This is a genomic window from Mesorhizobium sp. B4-1-1 (assembly GCF_006439375.1).
Lineage (GTDB): Bacteria > Pseudomonadota > Alphaproteobacteria > Rhizobiales > Rhizobiaceae > Mesorhizobium.
This window is the reverse complement of the sequence record NZ_VFTH01000007.1, coordinates 88,623-106,181: the sequence shown is the minus strand read 5'-3', so window position 1 is coordinate 106,181 and position 17,559 is coordinate 88,623. Positions and strand designations below refer to the sequence as shown.

The following is a 17,559-nucleotide window of genomic DNA, read 5'->3' as shown; positions in this document are numbered from 1 at the left end:
TCCGCCTAGTTATAGCCGCGCGCGGCGCGGAAGGCACCGGCCAGATCGCCGCCGCCGTCGAAGACCCGCGCCGAGGTCGCCTTGGCGAGGCTGTCGAGCTGGCTTTTGTCGGCATCGCCGAAGGTGATGCCGAACACCGGCACGCGCACCGGCGCCTGGCGCCATTGGGCAAGGAACGGCTCGGCGCTGCCGTCGGTGCGGCCGTCCGTCATGATGACGATGGCCGGCAGGTATTTCGACAGGTCGGCGGTCGCGGTGATCTTCTGCAGCGCCTGCTGGGCGCAGGCATACATGTCGGTGCCGCCGCCGGCATGCTGCTGCGCCACGTCGCCGAGCAGCTGGTTCTGGCCCGCCGGATCGCCGGTCGCGTCGAAAATGTCGCGCACTGTGCTGTCGAAAGGCAATACGAAGATGTGGTCGGACGGCGTCCATTGCACCAGCACTTCGCTCGACTTTTCCGGCGTGAACAGGAACTGCGCGGCCTGCTGCAACTGCGTTTCGCCCTCGTTCTCCATCGAACCCGAAAAGTCGAAGCAGAGCGCCGTCAATGACGGTTTGCGCAGCGCCTGCTGGTAGAGATCAAGCGCCTTGCGGATCACCGCGGGTTCCGGCATGCGGATCGACGTCACCAGCTTGCCCGGATCGAAATTCCAGTCGGGCTCGGCCGTCGCCTGGACCGCGGCGCCGCCGAGCGGCAGTCGCCGGCCGGTGCCGGCGATGCGCTTGCGCACCGTGTCCGACTGCAGATAGGCGAGCAGGTCGGTGAAGAACTTTTCGACATCGGCGCCGCGACCGTGATCGATGAAGCCGAGCGGGGAATCGCCGACCGCGACGCCATCGGCCGGATAGACCGCGTAGAGCGGCTCGTCGCCCATCTGCTTCAGGTTGTCGTTGGTCTCTTTCAGCGTCGCCTCGTAATTCCACATCGCGTCATAGAGCGTGCCCTTGCGCGCGGAATCGACATAGAGATCGGCCAGCCAGCCTGAAGACCCGGAAGAGCGCTCGACGCCCTGCAACAGGGCGCCGACCGTGTCGTGCACGGACGGGTTGTCGAGGTCGCCGGGCTGGATCACCTCCTTGCCGCCGAGCGCGCTGGAGAGCATCGCCAGATAGGCGCTGGCGCCGGAGTTGGACTGCGTGGCCGAGGTCATCAGGAATTTGAGCTTGCCGTCCTTCACCGCGGCAAGGATGTCCTTCATGTAGACTTGCCTGCCGATCCAGCCGAGTTCGGCGGCTTTGGATTTGCGCACGCCCAGGATGACCGGCATCTGCGCGATCGAGGTGAGGTTGCGTACCTTGCGGCCGGTATCGAACAGGTCGACCCAGACGCTCGATGCCGGCCAGACCGCGTCCTGATCGAGCCCGCTGGCCTTCTGCAAGCCGAGGCCGATGTCGAGCGAGCCTTGGTAGGAGATGGTGCAGGTCGCGCCCTGCTTGGCGCAGAACTCCTGCACGATCGGCTCCAGCACCGTGTTCTCGGAACCGGAGACGATCGAGAATTTGACGTTGCTCGAATTGCAGGCCGCCAGCAGCAGCGCGGTCGCCAACGCCAGAACGGACGAAAGCTTCATTGGCATCGAGGCCCTCAGCCCTGGGTGAGCGCTTTCTTGAGGTCGGCGGTCATCTGGTCCATCTGCTTTTCGGCGTCGGCTCGCTTCTGCCGGCCTTGCTCCTGCACCTTGAGCACGCCTTGCACCGTGTCGATCAGGTCGCGGTTAGCCTGCGCAAGCGTCTCGACATCGACGATGCCGCGCTGCGCCTGCTCCTCGATGGAGATGGCCTGGTCCTTCATCATCTTCGATGTCTGGCGGATCATCTCGTTGGTGGCGTCTGTCACTGTCTTTTGCAGCTCCAGCGCCGACTTCTGGTTGGTCAGCCCAAGCAGGATGACCATCTTCTGCTTCCAGGCCGGCACGGTCAGCGCCGAGGTGGCCTGCAGGTTTTCGATCAGCGTCTCGTCGCCCGACTGCACGATGCGGATTTGCGGCAATTGCTGGATGCCGAGCTGGCGCGCCTGCACCAGGTAAAAAATGCGCTTTTCCAGCCGGTCGAGCGCCTGCACGGCGTCCTGATAGGTCTGCGCTTCCAGCGCTCCGGCGGAATCGCTGGCCTTGGCGTCGGCCGCCGCCTTCAGCTTCGGCAGTTCGTCGGCGCGGTATTCGTCTACGAACTTCTTGCCGGCCTGCACATAGGCGTCGAGATTGAGGATAGAGTCCTTGGTCTGCTCATGCAGGTCGTCGAGCACGGCGATGTCGCGGCGCAGCGTATCCTTGTGGCGGTCGAGCTCCAGGCCGATACGGTCGATCTGCCCGGCGACGTCCTCGTACTTCTCCTTGAAGCGCTCGAGCCGTGCCTTGAATGAAGAGAACAAATTGCTCAAGAACCCTTCTTCCTTAAGCGAAGCCGGATCGAGGTTCTTGGCCTTCATGATGATGTCGGTGAGCAATGTGCCGGTGTCGCCGAGATCGCGGTTGCGGATCTGCGACAGGATCTTGTCGGCATAATCGCTGACCGCTTGCTGGGCGCGGTCGCCGAAGACCGAAATCGCGGCGCGGTCGCGAATATCGATGCCGCCTTCGATCCTGGCGACCTCGCCCGGGCTGGCGGCAATGGCGGGCAACTTCGAAGTGTCGTCGAGCAGAGTGATGCTGTTCTCGTCGGCCATTGAGACCTCCCCCTGAGTGAACAGTATCACGATAGACAGTATGTGACAGACATATGACAGCAGAGCGTTATGCCGCTTTGGATTGTGGAATGCCTTACCCTGTCAACTCGTGCCGGCACGAGGTGCCGGTGCCCGCGTTGCCCCAGGCGAACGGGCCGCTGTAAGTAGCGGCAGGCAGAGCAGATAAAGGGCTGCGCCAGCGATCAAAACCAGACTGGGAAAGAAACACCGTGTGTGGAAATAAATAGAGCGTTGCGATGACGAGCGGTCCGACCACCGAGACGAGGCCCGTTACCGGGGGTTGGCCACGAGGCGCTGTTCGAGAACGGCCTCAACCTGTTGATCACCGGCGCGGAAGCTCGCATCGCCCGCGCGGTCAGGCGACTGGCGTAGGCGCCGCCAGCCATTGTCGCACGATCGCGGCGTCCGCATCGCCGAATTCATGGCCCGCGGCGACGATGCGCGCGTCGACCTCGGCGCCGCGCTCGCTGAACAGCGTCACCAATGGGGGCGCGAACGGCCCGTAGGTCTGGTCGGCGGCGCCGGCGACGATCAGCACCCGTGTGCCGCTAAGATCTGACGTTGGAGGATTGGCGAGCACCGGCATCGCCCTCAACAGCCCCGCCTGCTTGACCATGCCGGGACAAAGCAGCATCAGGCTGGAGACGACATTGGCGCCGTTCGAATAGCCAAGGAAGGTCGCGCGCGGAAGGTCGAGCCCATGTTGCCGCGCGGCTTCCGTTGCGAACTGGGCATAGGCAGCCGTCTCGGCATGGATGCTGGCCTGCTCGAAACTGGTCGGCGTGATTCGCTCGAACCAGCGAAATCCGTCCTCCTGCCGAATGCGGCCGCGCCCCGCGACGATCACCGAACGCGGCGCGATCTGCATCGCCAGCGGCAGCATCGTCGTCTCGTCCACGCCTGACCCGTGCAGCACGAAGAGGCAGTCGCCGCTGGCGTTTGCCGGCTTCAGCAGACGGTAGGGAAATGTCAGATCCTCGCGCAGGATGCTGTTTTCGTCGCTATATTCGAACACGCTCACATCCATTTGATTCCATGAGAGATTCGTTGATTTGCCGGCTTCAAAACGGAATATTTTCGCGCTCCGCGAAAGTTGATTGAACCAGGCGCAATTCAGGCCGTTTTTCCGCCGATACACTCCCCCTGGGAGGAATCGAAGCGGTGCGCCCCGGGGGTCGCATTGCTGGCTATGAACAACCAGCTTTGAGGCCTTTTGTCGATGACCACCCCTGTTTCCAACGATCGCGACGAGCGTATCAACGATCGCGACAAGCGTATCGTCGAGCGCGATACGCGCATTGACGTGCTGCGCGCGCTCGCGTTGCTCACCATTTTCGTCGACCATGTGCCTGGCACGGTCTTCGAGAACTGGACCTATAAGAATTTCGGCTTTTCCGACGCGGCGGAGGCCTTCGTGCTGATTTCCGGCATCTCGGTGGCGCTGGCTTATGGCACGAAGTTCAAGCCGGGCGGCCGATTGCTCGCGACCTTGAAGATGTGGCGGCGCGCTGGGGTGCTCTACATCTCCCACATCGTCATCACGATGGTGGTGATCGCGCTGTTTTGCGCCGCCGCGCTGTTCGCGCACCGGCCGGAAATGCTGACGATGATCAACATCGAACCCTTGATGAAGAACACGCCGCAGGTGCTGCTCGGCATCGTCACGCTCGGCCACCAACTCGGCTACAACAACATCCTGCCTGTCTATGCGGCGCTGCTTCTGGCGGCACCTGCTTTCGTGCTGTTCGTCAGCTATCGGCCCGTGCCGGCGCTGATCGCGTCCGGTCTGCTGTGGCTCGTCGCCGGCATCTGGCAGGTCGCGCCGCCGAACTATCCGGAGCCGGGCCTTTGGTTCCTCAACCCGCTGTCCTGGCAGTTCCTGTTCAACATCGGCCTTGCCGCCATGCTGCATGTAAAGCGCGGCGGGCGGATCCCGATCAATCCGTGGCTGCTTGGAGCCGCCGGCATCTATGTGATCGGAGCGGCGATCTGGGTGCACAGCCCGCTCTGGGGGCAGATCACCTGGTTCGACCTGCCGGTGGTGATCGGCGGCTTCGATAAGACCTTCCTGTCGCTGCCGCGGCTGCTGCACATCCTGTCGGTCAGCTATCTGATCGTGGCGCTGCCGGCTGTCTCGAACCTGTTCCGCGTCCGGCCCGACAATCCGCTGGCGATCCTGGGCAAACGCTCGCTGCCGGTGTTCATCGCCGGCACGCTGCTTGCCATGGCGGCGCAGGTGCTGAAGCTGATCAATCCGGGCGGCCCGGCCTACGACACGCTGCTGATCGCTGCAGGCATCGCCGTGCAACTCGCGCTTGCACTCTACCTCGAATGGCTTGCGAGCCTCGGCCCCTCCCGCGCCAAGCCGGTTCGCGAGGAGCCTGCGCGGGCGACGTTCGGCGCGCAGCCGCTGCCGGCGAGGGCCGGCGGCTACTGACCGCAGCACAAGGAAAGTGCCGGGTGGTCTATCCGCGCGGAATTACCTGAGCCCGCTCAGGCTTTCGGCGCCGGACCGGTTGAGCCTCTGACGACGAACTCGACGCCCATCGTCTCGCGCCGCACCGCGCCATCATGGTCGAGGATCATGCGCGCGGCGCGGCGGCCGATCTCGATGATCGGCTGGGCGATCGTCGTCAGCGGCGGCGTGGCCAGCGCGCCGTCCGGGACGCCGTCAAAGCCGACAATGGAGACATCGCCGGGAACATTGAGGCCGCGTGCCCTCAGCCAGTCGATGGCGATCAGGGCCATGCGATCCGACATAGCCAGGATGGCGGTCGGCGGCTCCCCCTTGGCAAAGATCGCCTCGAGGCCGGCCCTGGTGCTTTTTTCTTCGTTCTCGGTCTCATAGACCGGGATTTTCGCCGTATCGATGCCGAAGCGGGAAAGCTCCTCGAAGTAGCCGGCAAGGCGATCGCGCGTTCCGGTGTAGACTGCGCTGCGCACCGCTTCCGGCGTCGCGAAGCCGGTGCGATTGTCGGCAAAGCCGAGCGACAGGACGGCGAAGCGGCGATGGCCAAGCTCGGCGAGATGGCGGGCGGCAAGCCTTGCGCCTGCGACATTGTCGACCCCGATGGCCGACACGGTCTCGTCCTGGAAGCCGAGCTCCAGCGCAACGAAGGGCAGCCTGCGCTCGCGCGTCAGGTCGACAAGGCGCGAGCCGCCTTCGATGCAGAACAGCACAAAACCGTCGACAAGCGCGCTCTGGATGTTCCAGGCGAGCTTTTCCTGGTTGGCGGCCGAGACCAGCGCGATGCCCGCGCCGGTGGCGTCGCAGGCTTCGGAAATGCCGGCCATCATCACGCGAGCGAAGGGATCGTCGAAGAAGTAGGAAAGGGGCTCGGTGGTGGCGACGCCGATGGCATTGACCTTGCCGGCGCGTAGCAGGCGGCCTTTCGGGTCCGGGCCGGCATAGCCCATCTGCTCCGCCACCGCCTTCACCCGTTCCCGCACTTCGGCGCGCACGATCTCGGGGCGGCTGAAAACATTCGAGGCCGTGCCATGCGACACGCCGGCGGCCTTGGCGATGTCGGCCAGCCTGATCGGTCTTGCCTGGCCTTCGAGGAGTGATGCCATGTCGTTCCTCCGAATCCGGTCACGCGACGACCATGACCGCTGAATTGTCGCCGGTCATCTAACATTTTTGTTGGATCGATTCAAATTCAGTTGACGTCAGGCAAATAAGGCCTATGATTTGAATCGATCCAAGTTGTCGCTTCATGGTGAAGCGGATTTCGACAGGAGGGTGCCGTGCATCCGGTGAGCTATTTGTTCGAGGACATCTACCGCAACGATTGGGGCATCGCCTCTGTCGTCGTCAGCGAGAAGCGGCGCGGCAGAGTGGGTCCTTGGAAGCGCGCGTCGCGCTTTCTCGTGGAGCGCAAGCGCGGCTGAGCCGCAGCGATTTTCAGCGTCGATAGATTGGATCGGTTCAATTCCAAGGAGAAATGGTCATGCATCCGATTGGTCATCTGTTTCAGGACATCTACCGCAACTATTGGGGCATCACGCCCGGAACCGAGCAGCCTGAACGGCGCCGCGTCGGCGAGTCGCCTGCACGCCAGCGCAAGCGGCGTTTCGGCCAAAGATAGGTCAGGCCAAAGACAGGTCAGGGTCGCGGGCGCCACAGCGCCGAGACGGCGATCGCCACCCAGCCGGCGATCAGAAGGGCGCCGCCGATGGGCGCCGACATCGGGAACAGCCGCGAGCCGAGAAAGTCGCGGGCGAGCAGATCGCCGCAGAACAGTAGCAGGCCCGCGAGCAGGACGAGGCTGGCGATCCTGAAGCAGCGGTTGCCGCCGGCAAGGCCGATGGCCAGGAACACCGGCGCATGCATCAGCAGGAAATTGGCCGCGGTGCCGGTGAAGGCGCCGCCGCGATGCGCGGCGGCAGCCGACAGTGCCACGCCGGCCGCGCCGACGAGGCCGGCTGCCAGCACGAGGACGCGGCTCCCGCCGCCTGATGCTTGGCCCGTAAGGCTCATCTTGGATGCTCCATGCTGCGCTTGGGCGGTGCGCCGGTTCAGGACTCGCCGGCTTCAAGCAGCATATGCCGTGCCCGCCGCGACTGGACAATCCAGTTGTAGGCAGCACCCAGCGCCATCAGCACCGATGTACCCAGAAACACCGAGCGCATGCCGAAATGCCCACCGACGAAACCGCCGGAAAGCGGTCCCGCGACCTGGCCGACATATTGCGCCGAGATCGCCAAGCCAAGCACATTGCCGCCGATCCCGTCAGGGATGTTGTGCCTGATGACGCTGGTGATACAGGGCAACAGTCCGCCCAGCGCCAGCCCCATCAGGAAGCGCAGGCCGATCAATTGCCAGCCATTGGTCACGAAGGCTTGCGGAATGAGCAGCAAGGCCGAGACGGCAAGGGCGCCGACCACGACGTTCCAGTGGCCGACGCGATCGGCGAGTTTTCCCAGCCAGGATGAGGACAGGATGGTGCCGAGCGCCGTCGCCGACATGACGACGCCGGCGACCATGGTCACCTTGCTCTGGTCCTCGACGAGCTGTTGCACATAAACGGTGATGATCGGCTCGATCGACATGGTGGCGAAAGCGAGCAGCATGCCGGTGGTCAGCATGGCGACGATCGGCCGCTTGTCGGGGATCTGCGACCAGCCGCTTTTCGGCTTCGCCATCGAGGCGGGCCTGGGCGCCGGCGGGTTCTCCTTGATCAGGAAAGTCGTCGCCAGGAAGGCCAGGAAGATGACGGCGCCGGACAGCAGGAAGGTCGCGCGGATGCCGATCAGCGGCGGCAGCAGACCGCCTAGCAGCGGTCCGACCAGCGAGCCCGCCGTGATGCCCGCCGCCAGCACGCCCAGCGCCCAGCCCGAGCGCTCCTTCGGCGTCTGCATCGCCACCAGGATCGTCGAACCAGACGAATAGCCGCCGGCAAAACCGATCAGCAGCCGGAGCAGCACCAGCTGCCACACACTCTCAACCATCCCGGTCAGCGACATGCAGATCGCCATGCCGAACGAAGCGCGCACCAGCATCAGCTTGCGGCCGTAGCGGTCGCCCAGCCGTCCCCACAATGGCGCGACCAGCGCGGCCGCGAAGAAGGTCGCGCCATAGGCGATGCCCGACCACTGCACGATCGCCGCGTGGCCTTCGGCGCCGAGTTGCTCGACGTAAAGCGGCAGGAACGGCAGCAGCAGCGTCATGGCAATAAGCGTGCTGAACGAGCCGGCGAAGCAGACGGCAAGGTTGCGCCGCCAATGGATGTTGTAGCCACTCTGTTCGGATTCGTTCGGCGTCATGTCATGCGTGCCACTGCTGGGGTTGTTACGGATACCAATTTGGGATACCAAGTTGGTATCCGTCATGGACCTGACGCTCGCCGCTGTCAATGCGGGGGCGTCAATGCGGCTTTGGAAAGCGGGACGACAATGTCGCAGATGCAAAATGTCGAACGGCAGCTTCGCGAGATGATCCTCGGGTTGGAGATCGGCCCGGGCGAGCGGCTGACCGAGCGCTGGATCGAGAGCCGGTTCGGCGCTTCGCGAACGCCGGTGCGGGCGGCGCTGCTGCGCCTGGAAACGGAAGGGCTGATCGGCCGCGACGGCCGCGGCTGGACGGTCGCGCCGATCAACCTCGCGGAACTCGGGCAGATCGCCGTCTACCGCGAGGCGGTCGAGGTCGCGGCCGTCCGCCTGACGGCGGCGCTCGAAGACCGCGGCGGGGTCGAGGTGATCGCGGCGATGCTTGATTCCTGCGATGCCGAGACGCCGCGCGAGGAGTGGCATCGGGTCGGAATGGATTTCCACATCGAGCTGGCAAGGCTTTCCGGCAATGAGTTTCTGCTCAGGGCCGTTCGCGACGCGATGACCAGGCTGTCGCGGGCGCGCTGGCTGGAGGTGCGCGATGAAAAGGCGCTCGGCCGTGCCTGGGCCGAACATCATGCCATCCTCGCCGCCGTCAGGAGCGGCGATGCCGAGGCAGCGGCGCGGCTGCTTTCCGCTCACATCGCAGGCAGCCGCGATCGGCTGGTCACCTCATTGCATGACGACCGGCGCGCCCTGCGCGCCAGAGGGTTCGCCGTCGTCGCAGCGTAAAGTTCTCGTGGGGCCATTCGCATTAGCAGGCTTGCAACATGGCCGGGAGAATGCTGTAGGAGACAAGGGGGATGAAGGCTGACTACCATTGACCATCTTGCTGAACTCGCGGACGCATGGCTTCACTCTCTCGAACCGCCGCAAAGCTGTTCTACTACGCGCGCAATTTCGCGCGCGACCGCGCACCGCAGTCCCTGTTCCGCGACCGCCTGGCCAGCCGGGTTGAGCAGGCCAGGCTTTCGGGCAAGACGGTTCGCGAGCGACTGACCTATTACAACAAGCTGGAACACTCGTTCGCGCCAAGTCCCGACGCCGTGGCCATCGGCAAGCTGCCGTCCGCTTCCAGCATGTATTATTACGACCTCAAGGAATTCGCCCGCTATTTCGATCCCGGCCTGCGGATCGATTTCGAATTCGGCGACGTCATCGGCGTTCCGGAGGTTCCAAGGATCGTCAAGGACCGGCCCATCGGCGACGACAATGCGAACGGCGTGCTGATGAAGCTGAACAAGTTCCGCCACTTCTACATGCCGCCCGACAACCTGTCTTTTGCGGACAAGCGCCCGATGGTGGTCTGGCGCGGTCATCTCAACAATCCTATCCGCACCCGCTTCGTCGAAATGGCCGCCAACCTGCCGATTTGCGATGCGGGCTCCCACAGGGCCGACGCGCCGGACGGATACCGCAAGCCGTTCCTGAACATCGAGCAGCAGCGACAGTATCGCTACATCGTCTCGCTCGAAGGCAATGATGTCGCGACAAACCTGAAATGGATCATGAGCTCCAATTCGCTCTGCCTGATGCCGGAGCCGACCTACGAAACCTGGTTCGCGGAAGCCCAGGTCGAGCCCAATGTCCACTACGTGCCTCTGCGGCAGGATTTTTCCGACCTGGTCGACAAGGTGGCCTATTTCGAAAAACACCCCGCCGAGGCTGGGCGGATAACCGCCGCCGCCAACGCCTATTGCCGCAAATTCGGCAATGAACAGGACGAGCAGGCGATCTCGCTGCTCGTCCTCTACAAATATTTCGTGCTGAGCGGGCAGATAAAGCCCGACGCGGAAGTCTGGCGCTTCATCGCCGGTTAGGCATGGGAGCGGTCGAACACCCGGTCGGCCGGCCCGAAACGGTCCCTGGCGGTGAACTGCTGGTGCCAGTAAGGATAAAGCACCGGCGGCCGGCTGACGACGTCGAGGCGCTGCCGCTCCTCCTCGGTGAGCGAAAGGCTGGCCGCGGCGAGGTTGTCCTTGAGTTGGGCCTCGTTGCGGGCGCCGATCACCAGCGAACTCACGGCCGGGCGGCCAAGCAGCCAGGCAAGCGCGACCTGCGCCCCTGAGACGCCGCGCGCTTTGCCGATCTCGTTGAGCACGTCGACGATGCGCCACAGGCGGTCCTCGTCGCGGATCGGCGGCTCCGTCCAGCCGCCGACCTGGCGCGCGGTCGGGCTGTCGCGATGGTATTTGCCGGAGAGCAGGCCGCCCGCCAGCGGGCTCCAGACCAGCACGCCCAAGCCCTGGTCGACCGAGATCGGCAGCAATTCATATTCGGCCTCGCGCGCTTCCAGCGTGTAGTGGATCTGCTGGGTGACGAAACGGGCCTGATGGCGGCTGTCGCTGATGGCAAGAGCCTTCATCACCTGCCAGCCCGAATAATTGGAGCAGCCGATATAGCGGATCTTGCCCTGGTTGACCAAGGTGTCGAGCGCCGCGATCGTCTCCTCCAGCGGCGTGAGCCCGTCCCACTGGTGGACGAAGTAAATGTCGATGACGTCGGTCCTGAGCCGCTTCAGGCTCTTCTCGCATTCGCGGATCAGATGGTGGCGCGACAGGCCTTCGTCATTCGGGCCGGTGCCGATGCGCATGCGCGCCTTCGAGGCGATCAGCACGTCATTCTTGCGCTTGCCGCCAAGCGCCTCGCCGATGATCTCTTCCGACAATCCGTTGGAATAGACATTGGCGGTGTCGATGAGATTGATGCCGGCATCGATGCAGGTGTCGATGATGCGTTTGGCTTCCGAAAGATCCGAATTGCCGACGGCGGCGAACGGACCGGCGCCGCCGAAGGTCATGGTGCCAAGCGTCAATGTCGAGACTTTCAAGCCGGATCGGCCCAGCGTGCGGTATTCCATGTCGGTCCTCGCAATTTGTTTGAAGAAGCGCCGTGGAGGGCGCCGGAAGAGGCGAGGGGATTTGTAGGACAATTCCCGCCGCTTGTCGTCCCGCTATCGACACGGATCGATCACATATCTTCGATATCGATGCCTGCTTCCGGTCGATTGCAATAAAACCGTCATTGCGCCTCTGTATCTCAGTCGGCTTATGGAGTTGCGTTCGCGGTCACGGCCGGTACGCATATGGGGCGAAGATGGCTGGCAGGCAGGAGCTGCGCGATGAACGAACTCAAAACAAATTCCGGGGCGAAGGACTGGCTCGAAGCCGAACTCGAGGACACGCTTGACGAGGACTATGAGCTTGAGCTTTCCGAGCCGGCGCTCTCGCTCGAGATCGCCAAGATCTACAAGAAGTCGCATCCGCCCTCCATGGAGCGCATGACCTATTTCCGCGAGCTGCTCAGGCTGCAGTCGGAATTGATCAAGCTGCAGTCCTGGGTCGCCTACCACAAGAAGAAGCTGGTGGTGGTCTTCGAAGGCCGCGATTCCGCCGGCAAGGGCGGCGTCATCAAGCGCATCACGCAGCGGCTCAACCCGCGCATCGCCCGCGTCGTGGCGCTGCCGGCACCGACCGAGCGCGAGAAATCGCAATGGTATTTCCAGCGCTACGTGCCGCATCTCCCCGCGGGCGGCGAGATCGTGCTGTTCGACCGCTCCTGGTACAACCGCTCCGGCGTCGAGCGGGTGATGGGCTTTGCCAATGGGGACCAAGTCGAGGAATTCTTCAACGACGTGCCGGAATTCGAGCGTATGCTGGTCCGTTCCGGCATCACGCTCGTCAAATACTGGTTCTCGATCACCGATGAGGAACAGCAGATGCGCTTCCTGATGCGCATCCACGATCCGATGAAGCAGTGGAAGCTGTCGCCAATGGACCTGCAGTCGCGCGTGCGCTGGGAGCAGTATACCAAGGCCAAGGAAGAGACCTTCGCACGCACCAACATTCCCGAAGCCCCCTGGTTCATCGTCGAGGGCAACGACAAGAAGCGCGCCCGGCTGAACTGCATCGACCATCTGTTGCAGCAGATGCCGTATGAGGAGGTTCCGCACGAGGACATCTCGCTGCCCGACCGCGTCTTCAACCCGTCCTACGAGCGCCAGGTGCTGCCGCGCGAGCTCTACGTGCCTGAGAAGTATTGAGGTCTTTTCCTTCTCCCCTTTTCACGGGGAGGTGAGGTCCGCGCAGCGGGCGAAAAGCCAATTGCTTGGCTTTTCGAACGACGAACGCCCGAAGGGCGGATGAGCGGCAGCGCCGGTCGGCGATTGAGCGCCAATTCGCTGCCGTTGCGAGCTAGCCGCTAATCTCAAAGGTCGCGCCGCCCCTCATTGCCCCGCCGGGCATTTCTCCCCGTATGGTGAAGGGGAGAAAGAGCTGTACTTACGCCCGCCCGATCATCACATGCGTCGCATCGGCAGTGGCCACCTGGCCGGTGCAGCGGTATCCCAGCTTCAGTATGTCGAGGTCGGCGAAGAGGTGCTCGCCGGAGCCGAGCAGCACAGGCGAAATCGCCAGATGCATCTCGTCGATGAGCTTCTCTTGCAGATACTGCCGAACGGTCGAGACGCCGCCGCCGACGCGCACGTCCTTGCCGCCGGCGGTTGCCTTCGCCTGTTCGAGCGCTGAGTGGATGCCGTCGGTGATGAAATAGAAAATCGTGCCGCCTTCCATCTCGATCGCCGCGCGCTTGTGATGCGTCAAAATAAAGGTCGGAACATGATAGGGCGGGTTGTCGCCCCACCAGCCTTTCCAGTTATCGTCCGGCCATTCGCCGCGGCTCGGCGCGAACATGTTGCGGCCGAGGATCCAGGCGCCGACGTTCTCAAAACCGCGCACGGCAAACTCGTCATCGGTATCCGTCGTCCCGCCTTCCTTGCCGATCATCTGGTGGAAGGAGCGGGTCTTGATCATCCATTTGTGCAGATTTTCGCCGCCGACGCCGAGCGGGCTGGCGAGGCTCTGGTCGGGACCTGCGCCGTAGCCGTCGAGCGAGAGCGTAAAGCAATTAACACGGAGCTTGGACACGGTTTTCTCCCGATCGGTTGCAAAATGCAAGCAGTAAGGGAATAGCTTTTCTGATTGCAAAATGTAATTGGTTTTCCGCGATGCGCAGCAGGCTACGGAAGCCTACTGACACCAAGCCCTATGGCGATCGTTCGCAAGACGGAAGATAGCGGCGCTGACACGTCGCGTCGCCGCGCCTTGGCGGCCTCTCGTTGGGGCCTGCGATATCTAGCCCTTCAGCATCTGCGCCACCACAGGCGCAAAATAGGTCAGCACGCCGTCGCAGCCCGCCCGCTTCAGCGAGAGCAGCGATTCCAGCATCGCCTTCTCGCCGTCGATCCAGCCATTGGCGGCGGCTGCCTTGATCATCGAGTATTCGCCCGACACCTGATAGGCGAAGGTCGGCATCTGCAGCTCGTCCTTCAGCCGGCGGATGATGTCGAGATAGGGCAGGCCGGGCTTCACCATCAGCATGTCGGCGCCTTCGGCGAGGTCCTGCTCGGCCTCGCGCACCGCTTCGTCCGAATTGGCGTGGTCGATATAGTAGGTCTTCTTGTCGCCCTTGAGCAGGCCGGCAGTGCCGACCGCCTCGCGATAGGGCCCGTAGAAGGCCGAGGCGAACTTCGTCGCGTAGGACATGATCGCCACGTCCTGGAAACCGTTGGCGTCGAGCGCGTCGCGGATGGCGCCGATGCGGCCGTCCATCATGTCCGACGGCGCGATGATGTCGGCGCCCGCCGCCGCCTGGATCACGGCCGCGGCGGCGACCTGCTCGACCGTCTCGTCGTTGACGATGATGCCGTCGCGCAGGATGCCGTCATGGCCGTGGCTGGTGAACGGGTCGAGCGCGGCATCGGTAATGATGCCGATCTCCGGCACCGCGTCCTTGATGGCGCGCGTGGCGCGATTGATGACATTGTCGGGGTCGAGGATATGCGATCCCGTCTGGTCGCGCAGCGCAAGCTCGACATTGGGGAAGGTGGCGATGGCCGGGATGCCGAGCTTGGCGGCGCGCTCGGCTTCCTTCACCGCGAGGTCGATGGACAGGCGATAGACGTCCGGCATCGCGGCGATCGGCTCGCGCGTGTTCAAGCCGTCGACGACGAAGATCGGCCAGATTAGGTCGTTCACCGAAAGCTGGTTCTCCTGCACCAGCCGGCGCGACCAGTCGGCCTTGCGCATGCGCCGCAGCCGCCGGCTGCCGGTGATCTCGTCGACGCTGCGCGCGCCGGCAGGCTTTGCGGGGGTGAATTTGTTCATCGCCGAAACTCTCTTTTGCGCCGGCTTTTACCACGCGCTTCCGCTGCTGACCAATGCGACACGATTGTGCCAGCGACGTGGCACACGTTCCTCTCCCCCACTTTGTGGGGCGAGGAACCCCCTAGGGCTGCCCGTTCCCCGACAGGATCTGCGCTGTGCCTCTGATCGCAACCCGGAACGCCTCGTCGAAGCTGACGCCGCGGACCTGCCAGCGATACGTCTTGCCGCGATCGGCCAGCCGCCAGTCGGCGATCCAGCCGAGGTCCTTGTCGCTCCACACGATGCTGCCGGCGAGCGCCCGGGCCGCTCCCGCTTTCTTCGCGAGTTTGTCGAGCTTTGCCATATTGGCCGCCGCGATCGCCTTTTCGTCGAGGCCGCCGAACTGCCTGGCCTTTGGAAAGGCAACGCGCATCAGCAGTGGACTTGTGGCGTTGGCGAAGGATTCCCTCATCGTCTTGCCGTGGTCCTCATCCGCCGTCAGCACGAAATGCCGCGAACCCTGCTCAGCGGTCATGAAGACGGCGATAGGCGGCCGCTCGCCGAGCCAGGGCCTGCTGCCGAGCTGGGCCAACAGCTTGTCGACGACGGCCGGCTTGTAGAGGCAGGTGAGATCATGCGGCCGGTCATGCGTGCCTTGCTCGTCATGGATCGGGATGCCCTCGAGCCGGTCGCGATAGCGGAAGGATTGCACGAAGTCGGCCGCTTTGTCGCGCAGGGCCAGCATCTCCGGCTTCTGCGACAGGCGCTGGTCGCCCGAGACCTTGACCAGCACCTTGTCGAGGCAATCCTTGAAACCGATCTGCCGGTTTACGTCTCCAGTGCCGGTGACGATGGTCTGAGACTGATAAAGCTCGTCCGCAGTCGCGGCCTCGGCAGGGCAAGACATCCGTAGGATGGCGATCAGGCCGATCGCTGCAGCCGCGAGGCGGGAAAATCCGGGCATGGCTTGCCGTCCGGTTCAAGATGCCCATTGTCTAGCACCGGGTGCGTGCGGTGGCCAAGGCGGATTGCCGGCTAAACGAAGGAGCCGAGGACCGGCTTCTGGCGCGGCAATTTCCCGACGAATTCCCCGACTATGCGCGCTGCACGAACGCGCTTATCCCATTCGTATGGTAGCCTGCTTGCCGCGAAAGACGCCGCCTTATCCGTGGCACTCGACAATTGACGTTGGCCCGGTCGCCGCTTAGCACTTCTCCTCCCGCAGGCGCGGGGGAGGATTCTCTCATTATGGATTTTGGCGGAGACGACGAGGTCCGCTTCGAGCGGCTGGGCAAGGCGGGTGTGGTCACCTTGACCCGGCCCAAGGCGCTCAACGCCGTCACGCACGACATGGTCAAGGCGCTCGGCAAGGCGCTCGACGCTTGGGAACAGGACCCGGGCATCAATGTCGTCGTCGTCAAGGCCGAGGGCAGGGCGTTTTCCGCCGGCGGCGATATCCTGCACATCTACGAGGCCGGCCGCGCCGGCAAGCCGCCTGTCGACTTCTTCGCCGACGAGTACCGGCTCAACGCCCGCATCGCGCGCTTCAAGAAACCCTATGTCGCGCTGATCGACGGCATTGTCATGGGCGGTGGTGTCGGCATCTCCTTCCACGGCTCGCATCGCGTGCTGACCGAAAACGCGCAGTTCGCCATGCCGGAGGTCGGCATCGGCTTCTTCCCTGATGTCGGCGCCAGCCACTTGCTGCCGGATCTGGGCGGCTCTTTCGGGATGTATCTCGGACTGACGGGAAACCGCATCCGCTATGGCGATGCGCTTTGGTCGGGGCTTGCCACGCACACCATCAAGGCGGAGGACCTTGCAGGGTTGCTCGACGAGTTGGCGACCAGCAACGATCCGAATGCCGAGCTGCGCGATTTCTTCGTGCCGGCAAAACGCGAGACGGAGCGGCAGGACCTGGATTCGATCGCGCGCCATTTCTCAAAAGGCTCGCTGGCCGATATCGTCGCCAGTCTCGAACAAGCCGCCGCTGGCGACGCTTTCGCCGCAAAGACGCTTGCGACCTTGAAAACCCGCTCGCCGACCAGCCTCAACATCGCCTGGCGCCAGATCAGCGCCGGCTCGACGCTGTCGATGGACGAATGCATGAGGATGGAGTTCCGCATCCTGAACCGCATGCTTGCCGGCCACGATTTCTATGAAGGCATCCGCGCCGCCATCATCGACAAGGGCTCGACACCCAAGTGGCGGCCGGCGGGGCTGGATGAGGTCGATGCGGCTGAGATCGATGCCTATTTCGCGCCGCTTGGGGATAAGGAACTCGCGCTGTGAGCGAAGTCACCTCCCGGCGCGTGGTGCTGCAGCCCTCGACCACCGAGGTGATCTTCGCCTGGTTCCAGCGCGTGATCGCCGGCTACTGCCTTTTGTTCGGCATCCTCTATTGGATCCGCCTGATCGGCATCTATCCGGGCGAACTGTGGCGCTTCGACCTGATGCCGGTGCACTGGCAGGTGGCGGCGGCCATGCTCGCCGTCTTCTTCCCCTTCGCCGCCGCCGGCCTCTGGATGCTGGCGTCGTGGGGACCGGTGATCTGGTTCATCTGCGCGGCGACCGAGACGGTGATGTATGCCGGCTTCCCCGATCTCTTCGGCCATCGGCTGCTGATCGTCGTCTCGCATGCCTGCGTGGCCTTGCTCTACATCGTCTTTCGCGTCACCATATGGCTGCAGAAGCGCCAGCTTCGCCAATAGCCGGACTTGCCGGCTTCGGGGCGCTTTCTCAGCCCGTTTTCCCCAAAATCCATTGGCTAAATCTTTAGGTTAATTGTTCTTGCTCGGGTGACCGATCGTTAAGCGTCTTCCGAAACCTCTTACCGGTAAGCTCTTGTTAGCCCTGGCGTTTAAGTCGAATTTTATGAGTATTCGATAGTGTCGCGATCAA

General features: G+C 63.5%; 18 protein-coding genes. 8 read left to right on the top strand and 10 right to left on the bottom strand.

All coding sequences use genetic code 11. The features are described 5' to 3' along the window. Window positions 1-5 precede the first annotated feature (5 nt). From FJW10_RS12405 to FJW10_RS12395, 3 genes are all read right to left on the bottom strand, one after another. Window positions 6-1,577 carry a substrate-binding domain-containing protein gene (locus FJW10_RS12405; protein WP_140900308.1) on the bottom strand — a complete coding sequence of 524 codons (1,572 nt, stop codon included), beginning with the start codon at window positions 1,575-1,577 and terminating at the stop codon, window positions 6-8. An 8-nt stretch (window positions 1,578-1,585) separates the two neighbouring features. After that, window positions 1,586-2,665, bottom strand: a complete 1,080-nt coding sequence (locus tag FJW10_RS12400) for a toxic anion resistance protein (protein WP_140900307.1) — start codon at window positions 2,663-2,665, stop codon at window positions 1,586-1,588. A gap of 376 nt (window positions 2,666-3,041) precedes the next feature. Continuing rightward, window positions 3,042-3,701: an alpha/beta hydrolase gene (locus tag FJW10_RS12395; protein ID WP_246674229.1), complete on the bottom strand. Its 660-nt coding sequence runs from the start codon at window positions 3,699-3,701 to the stop codon at window positions 3,042-3,044. A 204-nt stretch (window positions 3,702-3,905) separates the two neighbouring features. Between FJW10_RS12395 and opgC the strand changes: the two genes are divergently transcribed. Continuing rightward, the gene (opgC, locus tag FJW10_RS12390) at window positions 3,906-5,123 is read left to right on the top strand and encodes an OpgC domain-containing protein (RefSeq protein ID WP_140900305.1); all 1,218 of its coding nucleotides are present in this window, start codon (window positions 3,906-3,908) and stop codon (window positions 5,121-5,123) included. A 56-nt stretch (window positions 5,124-5,179) separates the two neighbouring features. Here the strand turns inward: opgC and FJW10_RS12385 are convergent, their stop codons facing one another. Then, entirely contained in the window at window positions 5,180-6,259 is a 1,080-nt protein-coding gene (locus FJW10_RS12385; RefSeq protein WP_140681932.1) for a LacI family DNA-binding transcriptional regulator, read from the bottom strand. 174 nt (window positions 6,260-6,433) lie between these two features. Between FJW10_RS12385 and FJW10_RS30390 the strand changes: the two genes are divergently transcribed. Continuing rightward, on the top strand, window positions 6,434-6,577 hold the full coding sequence (locus FJW10_RS30390) for a hypothetical protein (RefSeq protein ID WP_181177508.1): 144 nt from the start codon (window positions 6,434-6,436) through the stop codon (window positions 6,575-6,577). 59 nt (window positions 6,578-6,636) lie between these two features. Next, window positions 6,637-6,774: a hypothetical protein gene (locus tag FJW10_RS30385; protein WP_181177507.1), complete on the top strand. Its 138-nt coding sequence runs from the start codon at window positions 6,637-6,639 to the stop codon at window positions 6,772-6,774. Window positions 6,775-6,791: 17 nt separating this feature from the next. Here the strand turns inward: FJW10_RS30385 and FJW10_RS12380 are convergent, their stop codons facing one another. Further along, entirely contained in the window at window positions 6,792-7,166 is a 375-nt protein-coding gene (locus tag FJW10_RS12380; protein WP_140900304.1) for a DUF423 domain-containing protein, read from the bottom strand. Window positions 7,167-7,204: 38 nt separating this feature from the next. Beyond that, on the bottom strand, window positions 7,205-8,452 hold the full coding sequence (locus tag FJW10_RS12375) for an MFS transporter (protein ID WP_140900303.1): 1,248 nt from the start codon (window positions 8,450-8,452) through the stop codon (window positions 7,205-7,207). 129 nt (window positions 8,453-8,581) lie between these two features. On the opposite strand from FJW10_RS12375, the gene FJW10_RS12370 reads away from it, so the two are divergent. Continuing rightward, the gene (locus FJW10_RS12370) at window positions 8,582-9,247 is read left to right on the top strand and encodes a GntR family transcriptional regulator (protein ID WP_140900302.1); all 666 of its coding nucleotides are present in this window, start codon (window positions 8,582-8,584) and stop codon (window positions 9,245-9,247) included. A 116-nt stretch (window positions 9,248-9,363) separates the two neighbouring features. Continuing rightward, a complete protein-coding gene (locus tag FJW10_RS12365) occupies window positions 9,364-10,335 on the top strand; it encodes a glycosyl transferase family 90 (RefSeq protein WP_140900301.1) in 972 nt (323 codons plus the stop codon). Here the strand turns inward: FJW10_RS12365 and FJW10_RS12360 are convergent. Next, window positions 10,332-11,375, bottom strand: coding sequence for an aldo/keto reductase (locus FJW10_RS12360; protein ID WP_140900300.1), 1,044 nt, complete (start codon window positions 11,373-11,375; stop codon window positions 10,332-10,334). The genes FJW10_RS12365 and FJW10_RS12360 overlap by 4 nt on opposite strands. A gap of 261 nt (window positions 11,376-11,636) precedes the next feature. Between FJW10_RS12360 and ppk2 the strand changes: the two genes are divergently transcribed. Beyond that, the gene (ppk2, locus tag FJW10_RS12355) at window positions 11,637-12,557 is read left to right on the top strand and encodes a polyphosphate kinase 2 (RefSeq protein ID WP_140835500.1); all 921 of its coding nucleotides are present in this window, start codon (window positions 11,637-11,639) and stop codon (window positions 12,555-12,557) included. Between the two features lie 238 nt (window positions 12,558-12,795). Here the strand turns inward: ppk2 and FJW10_RS12350 are convergent, their stop codons facing one another. The 3 genes from FJW10_RS12350 to FJW10_RS12340 all read right to left on the bottom strand — a co-directional run bounded on the left by FJW10_RS12350 (window position 12,796) and on the right by FJW10_RS12340 (window position 15,622). Next, on the bottom strand, window positions 12,796-13,440 hold the full coding sequence (locus FJW10_RS12350) for a dihydrofolate reductase family protein (protein ID WP_140835501.1): 645 nt from the start codon (window positions 13,438-13,440) through the stop codon (window positions 12,796-12,798). A gap of 207 nt (window positions 13,441-13,647) precedes the next feature. Then, window positions 13,648-14,679, bottom strand: coding sequence for a porphobilinogen synthase (gene hemB / locus FJW10_RS12345; RefSeq protein WP_140835502.1), 1,032 nt, complete (start codon window positions 14,677-14,679; stop codon window positions 13,648-13,650). 121 nt (window positions 14,680-14,800) lie between these two features. Then, window positions 14,801-15,622, bottom strand: coding sequence for a DUF2066 domain-containing protein (locus FJW10_RS12340; RefSeq protein ID WP_140900299.1), 822 nt, complete (start codon window positions 15,620-15,622; stop codon window positions 14,801-14,803). A 284-nt stretch (window positions 15,623-15,906) separates the two neighbouring features. Between FJW10_RS12340 and FJW10_RS12335 the strand changes: the two genes are divergently transcribed. Both FJW10_RS12335 and FJW10_RS12330 read left to right on the top strand, forming a co-directional pair. Beyond that, complete coding sequence (locus tag FJW10_RS12335) at window positions 15,907-16,950, top strand: enoyl-CoA hydratase/isomerase family protein (RefSeq protein WP_140900298.1); 1,044 nt, start codon at window positions 15,907-15,909, stop codon at window positions 16,948-16,950. Continuing rightward, window positions 16,947-17,369: a DUF6163 family protein gene (locus FJW10_RS12330; protein WP_140641396.1), complete on the top strand. Its 423-nt coding sequence runs from the start codon at window positions 16,947-16,949 to the stop codon at window positions 17,367-17,369. The genes FJW10_RS12335 and FJW10_RS12330 overlap by 4 nt, the downstream gene beginning before the upstream one ends. Window positions 17,370-17,559: the final 190 nt, after the last annotated feature.

Bases quoted from the DNA above. Each gene is read 5' to 3' on its own strand.
- FJW10_RS12400 (WP_140900307.1), bottom strand. From the start codon at position 2,665: ATGGCCGACGAGAACAGCATCACTCTGCTCGACGACACTTCGAAGTTG.
- opgC (WP_140900305.1), top strand. From the start codon at position 3,906: ATGACCACCCCTGTTTCCAACGATCGCGACGAGCGTATCAACGATCGC.
- FJW10_RS12370 (WP_140900302.1), top strand. From the start codon at position 8,582: ATGTCGCAGATGCAAAATGTCGAACGGCAGCTTCGCGAGATGATCCTC.
- FJW10_RS12375 (WP_140900303.1), bottom strand. From the start codon at position 8,452: ATGACGCCGAACGAATCCGAACAGAGTGGCTACAACATCCATTGGCGG.
- FJW10_RS12340 (WP_140900299.1), bottom strand. From the start codon at position 15,622: ATGCCCGGATTTTCCCGCCTCGCGGCTGCAGCGATCGGCCTGATCGCC.
- FJW10_RS12360 (WP_140900300.1), bottom strand. From the start codon at position 11,375: ATGGAATACCGCACGCTGGGCCGATCCGGCTTGAAAGTCTCGACATTG.
- FJW10_RS12365 (WP_140900301.1), top strand. From the start codon at position 9,364: ATGGCTTCACTCTCTCGAACCGCCGCAAAGCTGTTCTACTACGCGCGC.
- FJW10_RS12380 (WP_140900304.1), bottom strand. From the start codon at position 7,166: ATGAGCCTTACGGGCCAAGCATCAGGCGGCGGGAGCCGCGTCCTCGTG.
- FJW10_RS12405 (WP_140900308.1), bottom strand. From the start codon at position 1,577: ATGCCAATGAAGCTTTCGTCCGTTCTGGCGTTGGCGACCGCGCTGCTG.
- ppk2 (WP_140835500.1), top strand. From the start codon at position 11,637: ATGAACGAACTCAAAACAAATTCCGGGGCGAAGGACTGGCTCGAAGCC.
- FJW10_RS12335 (WP_140900298.1), top strand. From the start codon at position 15,907: ATGGATTTTGGCGGAGACGACGAGGTCCGCTTCGAGCGGCTGGGCAAG.
- FJW10_RS30385 (WP_181177507.1), top strand. From the start codon at position 6,637: ATGCATCCGATTGGTCATCTGTTTCAGGACATCTACCGCAACTATTGG.
- FJW10_RS12385 (WP_140681932.1), bottom strand. From the start codon at position 6,259: ATGGCATCACTCCTCGAAGGCCAGGCAAGACCGATCAGGCTGGCCGAC.
- hemB (WP_140835502.1), bottom strand. From the start codon at position 14,679: ATGAACAAATTCACCCCCGCAAAGCCTGCCGGCGCGCGCAGCGTCGAC.